The organism is Microcystis viridis FACHB-1342, assembly GCF_014698335.1.
Lineage (GTDB): Bacteria > Cyanobacteriota > Cyanobacteriia > Cyanobacteriales > Microcystaceae > Microcystis > Microcystis ichthyoblabe_A.
This window is the reverse complement of sequence record NZ_JACJSV010000019.1, coordinates 50,751-62,002: the sequence shown is the minus strand read 5'-3', so window position 1 is coordinate 62,002 and position 11,252 is coordinate 50,751. Positions and strand designations below refer to the sequence as shown.

Here is an 11,252-nt window from a genome sequence, read left to right as displayed (position 1 = left end):
TCATTTTGGGTCTGATTTGTTTTTGTTAATGATCAGACAGTACCTGATGAGCCTTTCTTTGTCAACTCTTGAGGTTGATGCGTTTCATTTTTGAATTGGCGTTGTCTTTGAGTAAAAAATGCAAGTTATAACCGTGCAAAGTATAGTTAGGAGTTGAACCTTTGGAAGATCGGGAAAATCTGCTCGAAAATCTGGTTTTACCCGCAAATACTCAAGTATCCCGGTGGCAAGAACAAAATATGTTTTTTGGGGGTGTGCATGGTGTGGCAGTGAATGATCGAAGGGAGTTAACTGCTACGGGCGATCCGCGTCGGGATGGAGTAGGATTATTGATTAGTAATTAGTAATCGGCCAACATAGTGGTGTGAGCTTGTTTACTTATTATCGTTTACTGTTTACTTTCGAGATACTCATGTTGCTCTTGCGTTATGGTATTACCGTGAGTGCGGTGCTTGGGTTGATTTTCTTGGCTGAATCCTCGGTTAAGGCACAAACTCAGTCCGCTGCCGATTTATTGAAGAAACCCCGACCTACTGCCAATCCAGTGTCTCAATTACCTGGTCCCTCGGCGGCACCGGCAACCACGGAAGCGGATCCCAAGGCCCCTAATTATCTTAATCCTAGTGGCAATCCCCTGATTTTTCCCACCAAACCGGATGAGGTGAATATTAGGGTAGTACAACCGATCACCTTAAATCAAGCGATCGAATTAGCTTTAAAAAATAATCAGACCTTACAGACATCGCGGATTAATTTGGAAATCGCTCGCGCCCAATTAAAGGAACAACAGGCGGCCTTATTACCCACGGCCCAAGCGGAAACCAGTCTCACTCAAGATCAATCGGCAGTTGCCCAAAGACAGAATGAGTTGGCTCGTCAACAGGGCATCCCAGCCACTACACCCGAAGATAGTACCAACTTTCAGGGTAGTGTTCGGATTGTCTATGGGGTTTATACAGGGGGTGAACGGGCAGCCCAGATCAAAAGGGCCGAAAAAGTCATCCGGCAACAGGAATTAGAGGTGGAACGAGTCTCGGAACAAACTCGTTTTGATGCCACCGATGCCTATTATGAATTACAAAGGGGTGACGCTCAGGTAGCGATCGCCCAAGCTGCGATCGAAGATGCTAGTCAAAGTTTACGCGATGCTCAATTATTGGAGCAAGCGGGACTAGGAACCCGATTTGCTGTCCTACAGGCGGAAGTTGACCTCGCTAACGCTAACCAAGACTTAACCCGGGCGATTTCTACCCAACGCATCGCTAGACGACGACTGGCACAGATATTGAGTGTCGGTCAGCAGATCGAGTTAACCGCTGCCGATGAGATTCGCGAGGCGGGAACTTGGGGCTTAAGTCTTAATGATAGTATCGTTTTGGCCTATAAAAATCGCGCGGAATTAGAACAACAACTCTTACAGAGGGAAATTAGCGCAGAAGACCGCTCGATCGCTATTTCGGCGGTGATTCCCCAAGTGGACCTTCTGGGCGAGTATAATGTCCTTAACGATCTCAGTGATGAAGCTGGTTTTGGCGATGGTTTTAGCGTCGGCGGCCGGATTCGTTGGACTTTCTTTGATGGTGGTCGTGCTTTTGCTCGCGCTCGTCAAGCGGAAAGAAATATCGATCGCGCCGATACGGAATTCTCCCTCCGTCGCAATGAAATTCGCCTTCAGGTGGAGGAATCCTACTATAGTTTGATTTCTAACCAAGAAAACATCAAAACTTCGCAAAAAAGCATTGAATCCGCCACGGAAAGTCTGCGATTAGCCCGTTTACGCTTTCAGGCGGGTGTGGGAACCCAAACGGACGTTATCAACTCCCAACGGGATTTAACCGATGCCAGAAGTCGTTATCTGCAGGCGATCGTCGATTACAATAAATCCTTGAATAGTCTCCAGCGATCGATTAGTAATTTACCGGACAATCGTTTGTTTGAAGTGCGTTAATTGTACGATCTATCGAGGTGTGGTGTGGGGAGAGATGGCCAAATCTCCCCTATTTTAACGGGTTTCAATAGATTTCTGGGTTAGGCGATCGTTCCCGTCAGGGGGGAACTAGGACTAGCATAGGACTTAATCGGCATTCTTCCCGCTAAATAGGCTAAACGTCCCGCTTTTGCCGCCATTGCCATGGCTTGGGCCATCATAGCTGGATTGGCCGCCATAGCGATCGCACTGTTAATTAATAAAGCATCGGCCCCCATTTCCATGGCCCGGGCCGCTTCTGAGGGTGTACCGATCCCGGCATCTACCACCACGGGAATTTGGGACGATTCGATGATAATCGCGATATTTGCCTCATTTTTCAGCCCCTGTCCCGATCCAATCGGCGATCCTAGGGGCATAACCGTGGCGCAGCCAGCTTCCTCTAAACGTTTGGCCAAGAGAGGATCGGCGTTAATATAGGGCAGTACGGCAAAACCTTCTTTAACTAATTGTTCGGCCGCTTGCAAAGTTCCGATCGGATCGGGTAATAAATATTTAGGATCGGGAATAACTTCGAGTTTAATAAAGTTATTGTCTTCCTGTCCCAATAATTTGGCCATTTCTCGCCCTAAACGGGCCACCCGAATCGCTTCTTCGGCCGTTTGACAACCGGCAGTGTTGGGTAACATCCAAATTTTAGACCAATCGATCGCCTCTGCTAATCCCTCATGACCGGGTGCGTTCGTTTGTACTCGTCTAACGGCAACGGTGACGATCTGACATTCACTGGCACTAATACTTTCCTGCATAGTTGTCAGATTGGCATATTTGCCAGTCCCAGTCATCAAGCGGGAGTGAAAGGTTTTCCCAGCAATAGTGAGGCGATCATTTTGGGGCGATAAAAGCGCTTGGGGTTTATTCTCAATAATAGTTAAGGACATAGGTGGAATAGTAACGGGTGATGGTTGATTAAAGCGATCGCAGCTAAAATGGGTCAAAATGGGATTAACTTTGTCATTAATCACCAGGTCAGCGATTAAGGAAGCAGTGACAGGAGCTAGTAAAATGCCATTGCGATAGTGACCGGTGGCTAAAATCAGGTTATCACAGCTACTGCGGCCTAAAATGGGTAATTCATCCGCTGTACCCGGACGGAATCCCCACCACATTTCCTCGATTTCCCAGTCAGCTAAAGGGGGATAGAGACGGGTGGCCCGCTCAAACAGGGTTTGCAGTCCTTGGGGTGTATTACCCGTTTGCCAGGCCACTGTTTCGGAAGTGGCCCCGATAATTAAACGACCATGGCGACGGGGAACCAGATAGGTTTGCGGACCGAATAAAACCCTAGCTAAGGTCTGGTTAGGGGGCATTTTTACTGCGGCCATTTGACCTTTGACGGGATGGATAGGGAGGGGTAAAAGTTGACTGGCCCAGGATCCTGTCGCTAAAATGTAAATTTTTGCTTCTAATTCCCCAATTGAGGTATAAATACTCTTGACTTTTCCCTGCTTTTGTTGTATAGCGTGGACTTCTACCCCTTGGCGAATTTCTACCCCTAAATTTTCGGCCGCTTGTTGCAGCGCAGTCACTAGCTGCCGGTTGTCCACTTGTCCATCGTCGGGATACCACCAACCACCGACCACATCTTTACCTAGGCCGGGTTGGTAGAGATGAACTGCATTGCTGTCTAACCAAATTTTATTAACTTCCTCGGTAGTAACGGGCTGCTCTAGCTCGTAAATGGGAGCAAGAATACCACAGGGATAGTAGCCGCTGTTTATTCCCGTTAAATCCTCGATTTTGCGGCTCCACTCTGGATATAGCCATCGTGATTGCAGACAAAGATCGAGAAACGGGCCCGGGGGAATGCCTTCTGCATGGGGGGCCAACATTCCCGCAGCCGCACGACTAGCGGCCTGAGCTATATCTCGAACTAGGAGGGTAACTTTTGCCCCGCGCAATTGCAAATCGACGGCGATCGCTAATCCGATGATACCACCGCCCACGATCAAAATTTCGCTAGTTGAGTTCTTGACCCTCCCATGGCTAAAAGCGAGGGATTCTTGGTTCAACGACATGGCTTAAAAATCTAAAGGAAATGTAACCTTGATCCTAACTCGCAATTAGTCAGCCGAGAGGAGGGAGAAGTGAGGCTACTGGCATAATTTAAGCTTAAGATAATTTGTAGTCGATCTTTTCTAAGCTTCCCTTTTTCTTTAGAGCATTATGACTTCCCCTGCTGTCGATCGAGTTTATCAAGGTCAATTCGGAGAGTTTACGATTACGGATAGTGATCGCCTAGGGGTGCGTCTCTACCGTCTGGGTTTAAATTTAGCGGCTTTTAGTTTCGCTGTCGCTACAATTATAGTTCTCACCCGACCGCAATTACTGCCCCTGACTAACCTTTTATACATGGGTTTTTGTCTGGGGTTAGGCATCAGTTTATTGACTATCCATATATATTTAATTCCCCTCCATCGTCTCCTGCAATTTTTTTGGCTAATCGGGGCGATTACTTCCCTAATTTTCAGCCTCTATTCTCACCTTTCTCCCCTAGAATTTGTCTATAACCATCCGGTGAGTTTATTGGGTGTCGGCTTTATTTTTGCTAGTCTCACGGGGATTTATTTCAAAGAAGCTTTTTGTTTTAATCGTCTAGAAACCAAGTTTTTAACCCCTCTAGTTCCCACCCTTTTACTCGGTCATCTTTTGGGGATATTGCCCTTAAATTGGGAAAAGGGGCTATTAATTCTCTGGGCGACTTTATTCGTTATCTTTGCTCTGAGAAAATTAAGCCAACCTCTCCCCAACGATATCGGTGATAAATCGGTCTTTGAACATCTTAATCACTGATAAACTCTCCAGAGATTAAAATCTATTCTAAGATATAGTCTTGCGGGCAAGTGAGTGGAACGAACCACTCCAGACACAAAGGACACAAAGATCGATCACTACTATATAAGTTAAACTGATCGGGTTTCAGCTTTTTGTTCTTTGTCTCTTTCTGGTTTATTCTTGGTCAGTAATCAGTAAACAGTAATCAGTGAAAAGATAGTAAGAAACTTATATTTAATACTGTCACTTAAAACTCAAATCTGATAACTGATAACTGATAACTGATAACTGTTACCTATCTGGGGGCCTCGATGGTAGCCGGATTGGTAGTATTGGCAGTCTTGCTGGTGAACATTTGTATCAGGCTAAAACCGACAAAAGCGAGTAAAGCTATGCCACCAATAGTAGTAACAATTTTACCCACGAGATTTTCTGTGCGGGGTTGTTCGGGGGCATCCTCGTTGGGATCCTCCGAATGGGCAAAACGATTGTAGAGGAAATCGAGAGCTTCATTGCGGAGTTCGTAGTAACGGGGATCCTCGGTAATTTGGGAACGAACCCGGGGACGAGCAAAAGGCATCTTTAACACCTCCCCAATTTTAGCGCTCGGGCCGTTGGTCATCATCACCAAGCGATCGCACAAGAACAAAGCCTCATCGATATCGTGGGTAATCATCAACACGGTTAACTGGTTTTCTTGCCAGATTTTCAGCAATTCTTCCTGTAATTCCTCTTTGGTAATCGCATCTAGGGCCCCAAAAGGTTCATCGAGGATGAGGACTTGGGGACGAATGGCCAGGGCGCGGGCGATCGCAACCCGTTGTTTCATGCCTCCCGATAATTGGGGGGGTTTTTTCTGGGCTGCTTCTGTCAATCCCACTAGGGATAGATTTTCTTCCACGATCCTCACCTTCTCAGCGTGAGATTTTTGGGGATAAACCGAACTAACCCCGATATAAACGTTCTCAAAGGCAGTTTTCCAAGGCAAAAGCGAATAATTTTGGAATACCATCATCCGGTCCGGTCCTGGTTCCTTAACCTCTTTATCCTGTAGCAGCACTTGCCCACGACTAGGAGAAGAAAACCCCGCCACCATATTCAAAAGAGTCGATTTACCGCAGCCGGAGTGACCGATAATGCAGACAAATTCCCCCTCATTGACTTGCAGCTCCACACCGTCTAAAACGGTGTAAACCCCTTCGGGAGAGGGGTATTCTTTGGCAACATTACTAACTAATAAAAAAGGCTGGGTGGTGGTGCTGGAATTCACGGTCTTATCGGTAAAAGTTTGCATATTCGTCCTAGATTTATTTTAAGGTGGGCAAAGCCCACCACAACTATTAATTCGGGTCTGCTGAAAAAGTTTTTCGTGGGGTGTGGGGTGTGGGGTGTGGGGTGTAGGGTTTTAGCGATTTTCATCTGGTCAATTACCTAATTTTCAGGGAAAAAGTCCCGGAATTTTCCCCCCGATCACTCCCAGATATGGTACTTTCTGATTGCCAAAAAGTCTAAAAGTTTTACCCAACAAGGTTTTTAGATTTATTCAGCCAACCTTAATTAGCGACGGGATCATCGAGGAGAACTTCTGAGACGCGATAATCGCGACGGATCGAAAAACGTTCCAGATAGCCGATCGGATCGTCGGGACTGAAAATAAGATGATCAAAGAGGGCAAAACTGTGGCGATCGGGTTCCAAATCGGGAAGGCCCAGGGACCGGCAAGCTTCACCAAACAGATCGGGACGACGGACGCGTTCAATCACTTCCACCCAGTTGCGGGGGAACGGTGCGTAACCCCAACGAGCAAGCTGAGTTAGGGTCCATAGGGCCTCACTGCGGCCTGGACAGTTAGCTTGATCGACGTAAAACTGATTAAATCGGAATAGGGGTTCGGGGGCAGTTCCTAAACCGCGATCGTAACCATCGAGGAAACCGGGGCGGATAATTGCCCTATCCACACCCACATACTGGGGCTGACTGAGAATATTAACGATATGTTCTCGATTACGCTGATCATCGCAGTATTCACAGGCTTTAATTAAAGCTTTCACCATGGCGATATGGGTTTCGGGATGTTTCGCTGCCCAAGTTTCCTTGACTCCGAGGACTTTTTCCTGGTGTCCGGGCCAAATATCGAGATCGGTGGCGATAACGTAGCCTAATTTTTCGTGAACGGCGTAGGAGTTCCAGGGTTCCCCCACACAATAACCGTCGATCTTACCCGCTTTTAGTAGGGAAACCATTTGAGGCGGCGGAATTACGGCTAAATTGACATCACTATCGGGATCGATGCCGCCACTAGCTAACCAGTAGCGTAACAGTAGATTGTGCATGGAAGCGGGGTGAACCATGCCGAAAGTGGCGATTTTATCGGGACTTTGCTGGAGGGCCTCCTTTAAGTCCTCGAGTTTTTCTACCCCCAATTCCCTGTATTTATTGCTGAGGGTGATGGCGTTACCGTTGCGACTGAGTACCAAAGCACTAATCACGGGGACAGAGGGCTTATTTCCAGCCCCAATGGTCATGCTCAGGGGCATTCCCGCCACCATCTGGGCCGCATCGAGACGACCGGTGGCCACTCCTTGGGCGAGTGCTTTCCAGTTGGGTTCCCGTTGCAGGACAACATCCTCTAATCCTTCCTCGGCGAAGAAACCTTTCTCTTTGGCGATAATAATCGGAGCGCAATCGGTGAGGGGGATAAAACCGATGGTGGGATTGGTTTTCAATCTGGTAGCTTGGCCGATCACTGTTACTGGTTCGGTGGGTTGGCCGACTTTCTTCGATCGCTTCTGTTGGTTGAGGAAATAAACGATCTCGTTACGGAGGGCGTAGTAACTGGGATGGTTAACTACTTCTAAACGATGCCGGGGCCGGGGAATGGGAACATCGAGAATCTGACCGATATGGGCCTCTGGACCGGTGGTTAACATCACCACTCGATCGGATAGTAATAGGGCTTCATCCACATCGTGCGTGACCATGATACAGGTAACGTGGCTTTCTTCGACAATTTCCATCAAACGTTCCTGTAAATTGCCTCTGGTTAACGCATCCAGCGCCCCAAAGGGTTCATCAAGTAGCAGGACTTTTGGCCGTAGGGCTAAAGCGCGGGCGATCGCTACCCGTTGTTTCATGCCTCCCGATAATTCTCCCGGTCGTTTGTTGGCGGCATGGCGCAGGTGTACCATATCGATACTATGTTCGATGACACTTTTGCGTTCAGCAGCTGGTAGATGACGCAGCACGCGGTTAACTCCTAGGGCGATATTTTCCCGGACGGTTAACCAGGGCAGCAGAGAATAATTCTGGAAGACTACCATGCGATCGGGACCGGGACCTTTAATTTCTTTTCCCTCTAAAATCACCCCTCCCACCGTCGGGCGATCGAGTCCAGCGACCATATTTAAGAGGGTGGATTTCCCGCAACCGGAGTGACCGATTAAAGAGATAAATTCCCCTTGAGTAACGCTGAGATCGATATTTTTTAGGGCGATATATTGACGGCCATCGGGGAGAGGGAAAACCTTATCAATGTGATCGACTTCAATAAATGCAGACATTTTCAGTTATCAGTTATCAGTTATCAGTTATCGGTTATCAGTTATCAGTTATCAGTTATCAGATGTGAGTTTTTAGTTTACTGTTTACTTAAAAAGCTCCCCACACCCTGCCCCCACCGAAAAATTTTTTGCCGCAAACCCTATTTATTTTCTTCGGGTACAACTAATTTAGCGATGTAGGCCATGAGGCGATCGAGTAGGAAACCAACAATACCCACATAAATCAGGGCGAGGATAATTTCACTGATCATGGAACTATTCCAAGCATCCCAGATAAAAAAGCCAATTCCCACGCCACCGATCAGCATTTCTGCCGCTACAATCGCCAACCAAGATAAACCGATACCGATTCTTAATCCCGTGAAAACGTAGGGAACGGTGGCGGGAAAAAGAATATTGAAAAAATATTCAACTTTGGATAATTTTAGCACTCTAGAGACGTTTTTATAGTCTTGGGGAACCTGCTGTACTCCCACGGCTGTGTTAATAATAATTGGCCAAATTGCTGTAATAAAAATTACAAATATGGCACTAGGTTCGTTATTACGAAAAGCCGCTAGGGAGATGGGTAGCCAAGCTAGGGGGGGAACGGTACGCAGGATTTGGAAAATCGGATCGATCGCATCATAAATTAGGGCGCTGCTACCGATTAAAATACCCGCAGCGATGCCAACAATAGCGGCAAGGGTAAAACCGACGGCCACCCGTTGTAAACTGGCGAAAATTTGCCAGAATAACCCCACATCCGTGCCACCATTATTAAAAAAGGGATTAATAATTAATTCCCAGGTATCGCTAACCACTTTAGTGGGACTAGGGAGGGGAGCATCGGGACTAAAACAGATTATTTGCCAGATGAGAAGGAAAATTAATAAAGCAATCGCCGAAGTTGCTAGTTTGGGTAATTTTTTTTTGAGGTCTTTTACCCATTTCGGACCTTGAGAACGACGAGAAATAGAAACAGCCATAATCAGTTATCAGTTATCAGTGGTTCAGTTATCAGTGGTTCAGTTATCAGTGGTGGAGTGGTTCAGTTATCAGTGATCAGCATCAGTGATCAGTTATCAGTTATTAATTACCAGTTATCAGCAAATGATCTTTAACTGTTGACCGGTTACTGAATCACTGCTCACTGATTTAAACCTTTTTAATCTTGAGAGATTTCAGGTAAGCGGTGGGATTTTCGGGGTCAAAAGTAACACCATCAAAGAAAGTTTCCACACCGCGAGAGGTAGAGGTGGGAATTTGATCAGCCGGAACATTGAGGGCTGTGGCGGCTTCTCTCCAGATATCTTCCCGGTTAACTTTATCAACTAAAGCTTTGATGTCTGTATCGGCGGGAATATAGCCCCAACGGATGTCTTCAGTCACAAACCAAGTATCATGACTCTTGTAGGGATAGGAAGCGTTATCAGCCCAGAATTTCATGGCTACGGGGCTATTTTCGATTTTGCGACCATCACCGAAATCGATATTACCTTGCATTCTTCCCAAGATATCGGCGGGGTCAATTTTCAGCCATTCCCGTCCTGAAATAATCTCGCACATTTCCTTAACATTAGCGGGATCGTTGCACCATTGCTGCGCTTCCAGAACAGCCATAGTTAAAGCTTTTGCCGCTTTGGGATTTTTATCCACCCAATCGGCGCGTAAAGCGAAGGCTTTTTCAGGGTGATCCTTCCACAGTTCCCCAGTAATCAGGGCCGAATAACCGAGTTTTTTGTTAACTAATTGGGCGTTCCAAGGTTCCCCCACACAGAAAGCTTGCATCGTGCCGACTTTCATGTTAGCCACCATTTGTGCCGGAGGAACAACAATTAGGGATAGATCTTTATTCGGATCGATGCCACCGGCGGCTAACCAATAGCGCATCCAGAGATCGTGAGTACCACCGGGGAAAGTGACGGCGGCTTTAACTTCTTTGCCCGCAGATTTAGCTTTAGCGAAGGATTCTTTCAGTACACCGCTATCGAGGGCAACCTTTAGATCCATGTATTCGTTAGCCACAGAAATCGCTTGACCATTGGTATTCAAACGCGCCAGAATATACATCGGTACTGGCTGTTTGGTGATTTTGCCCAAGGTCATTAGGTAGGGCATGGGGGATAAAATATGCGCCCCATCGATACCGTTACCCGCCGAACCTAATTCGAGGTTATCCCGGGTTGCAGCCCAAGAAGCTTGTTTCATCACTTGCACATCGGGCATCCCGTGTTTAGCGAATAAACCTTTTTCCTTGGCGATAATTAAGGGGGCAGCGTCGGTGAGGGCAATAAAACCTAGTTTAGCGGTGGTGACTTCGGGAGTTTCTCCACCGGCAACGGGGGAAGCGGCAGGACTGCCGGCCGGGGAGGGACTGGTCGCGGTATTATTGGGAGTGGCGCAACCGTGGAGAATTGCTGTTCCTACGGCAGTTGCTCCGGCAGTGAAGATAAATCTACGTCTAGAAAGTTTACTCATGGACTAAAAAATCGTGATTAGAAACTAAACAAAGGTGATGAAACGGTGAAAAATTCTCATTATTTCCCCTAACTGACTGCGGTGATAACCGAGAAAATTTCTTGAAAGTAACTGTTGATTCAGTAAGGAGGCTTTGACTATTTTTATCTCTCGATCGCTTTTGCTTCTCCATCTGGGGAGATTTAGCAGTAGTTTTTGTCTAAGAGATTTTTTCTAGAAGCATAACAGTTTTGAGGAGTCGATAGATAGATAGGGGCGGTTTTTGGTCATCTGGGCTAGAAAGATCAGTTTATTTCAGGGTTATCACCGAAGCAATTAACTTAAATTTACAGTCTTCAACAGGAAAATTCGTATAGATTGTTACAAAATATTGCCAGTCATGTAATAAAAGCATAAAAATTTGTCTGAAACGCATGGTAGGGCGATGGGGATTTTTAGCCATCTTGACTCAGTTATCGGATTTGAGTTTG

General features: G+C 46.7%; 7 protein-coding genes and 1 pseudogene. 3 read left to right on the top strand and 5 right to left on the bottom strand.

Annotated features, from left to right (window positions below):
- Positions 1-146: 146 nt before the first annotated feature.
- Positions 147-344: pseudogene (locus H6G40_RS08710) on the top strand (gamma-glutamyltransferase); the annotation flags it as partial.
- Positions 345-412: 68 nt separating this feature from the next.
- Positions 413-1,948, top strand: a complete 1,536-nt coding sequence (locus H6G40_RS08705; RefSeq protein ID WP_069474577.1) for a TolC family protein — start codon at positions 413-415, stop codon at positions 1,946-1,948.
- A gap of 80 nt (positions 1,949-2,028) precedes the next feature.
- Here the strand turns inward: H6G40_RS08705 and thiO are convergent, their stop codons facing one another.
- Positions 2,029-4,005, bottom strand: a complete 1,977-nt coding sequence (gene thiO / locus H6G40_RS23660) for a glycine oxidase ThiO (RefSeq protein WP_069474576.1) — start codon at positions 4,003-4,005, stop codon at positions 2,029-2,031.
- Between the two features lie 148 nt (positions 4,006-4,153).
- Between thiO and H6G40_RS08695 the strand changes: the two genes are divergently transcribed.
- The gene (locus H6G40_RS08695; protein ID WP_002737508.1) at positions 4,154-4,780 is read left to right on the top strand and encodes a DUF2301 domain-containing membrane protein; all 627 of its coding nucleotides are present in this window, start codon (positions 4,154-4,156) and stop codon (positions 4,778-4,780) included.
- Positions 4,781-5,057: 277 nt separating this feature from the next.
- On the opposite strand, the gene H6G40_RS08690 is transcribed toward H6G40_RS08695, so the two are convergent.
- The 4 genes from H6G40_RS08690 to H6G40_RS08675 form a co-directional block, all read right to left on the bottom strand.
- Complete coding sequence (locus tag H6G40_RS08690; protein ID WP_002736441.1) at positions 5,058-6,056, bottom strand: ABC transporter ATP-binding protein; 999 nt, start codon at positions 6,054-6,056, stop codon at positions 5,058-5,060.
- Between the two features lie 259 nt (positions 6,057-6,315).
- Positions 6,316-8,322 carry an ABC transporter ATP-binding/substrate-binding protein gene (locus H6G40_RS08685; RefSeq protein ID WP_190537530.1) on the bottom strand — a complete coding sequence of 669 codons (2,007 nt, stop codon included), beginning with the start codon at positions 8,320-8,322 and terminating at the stop codon, positions 6,316-6,318.
- A gap of 140 nt (positions 8,323-8,462) precedes the next feature.
- Positions 8,463-9,290, bottom strand: coding sequence for a nitrate ABC transporter permease (gene ntrB, locus H6G40_RS08680; RefSeq protein ID WP_069474575.1), 828 nt, complete (start codon positions 9,288-9,290; stop codon positions 8,463-8,465).
- A 169-nt stretch (positions 9,291-9,459) separates the two neighbouring features.
- Entirely contained in the window at positions 9,460-10,782 is a 1,323-nt protein-coding gene (locus H6G40_RS08675) for a CmpA/NrtA family ABC transporter substrate-binding protein (RefSeq protein ID WP_190537528.1), read from the bottom strand.
- Positions 10,783-11,252 lie beyond the last annotated feature (470 nt).

Coding starts and splice junctions, on each gene's coding strand:
- H6G40_RS08675 (WP_190537528.1), bottom strand. CDS start 10,782: ATGAGTAAACTTTCTAGACGTAGATTTATCTTCACTGCCGGAGCAACT.
- ntrB (WP_069474575.1), bottom strand. CDS start 9,290: ATGGCTGTTTCTATTTCTCGTCGTTCTCAAGGTCCGAAATGGGTAAAA.
- H6G40_RS08685 (WP_190537530.1), bottom strand. CDS start 8,322: ATGTCTGCATTTATTGAAGTCGATCACATTGATAAGGTTTTCCCTCTC.
- H6G40_RS08695 (WP_002737508.1), top strand. CDS start 4,154: ATGACTTCCCCTGCTGTCGATCGAGTTTATCAAGGTCAATTCGGAGAG.
- H6G40_RS08690 (WP_002736441.1), bottom strand. CDS start 6,056: ATGCAAACTTTTACCGATAAGACCGTGAATTCCAGCACCACCACCCAG.
- thiO (WP_069474576.1), bottom strand. CDS start 4,005: ATGTCGTTGAACCAAGAATCCCTCGCTTTTAGCCATGGGAGGGTCAAG.
- H6G40_RS08705 (WP_069474577.1), top strand. CDS start 413: ATGTTGCTCTTGCGTTATGGTATTACCGTGAGTGCGGTGCTTGGGTTG.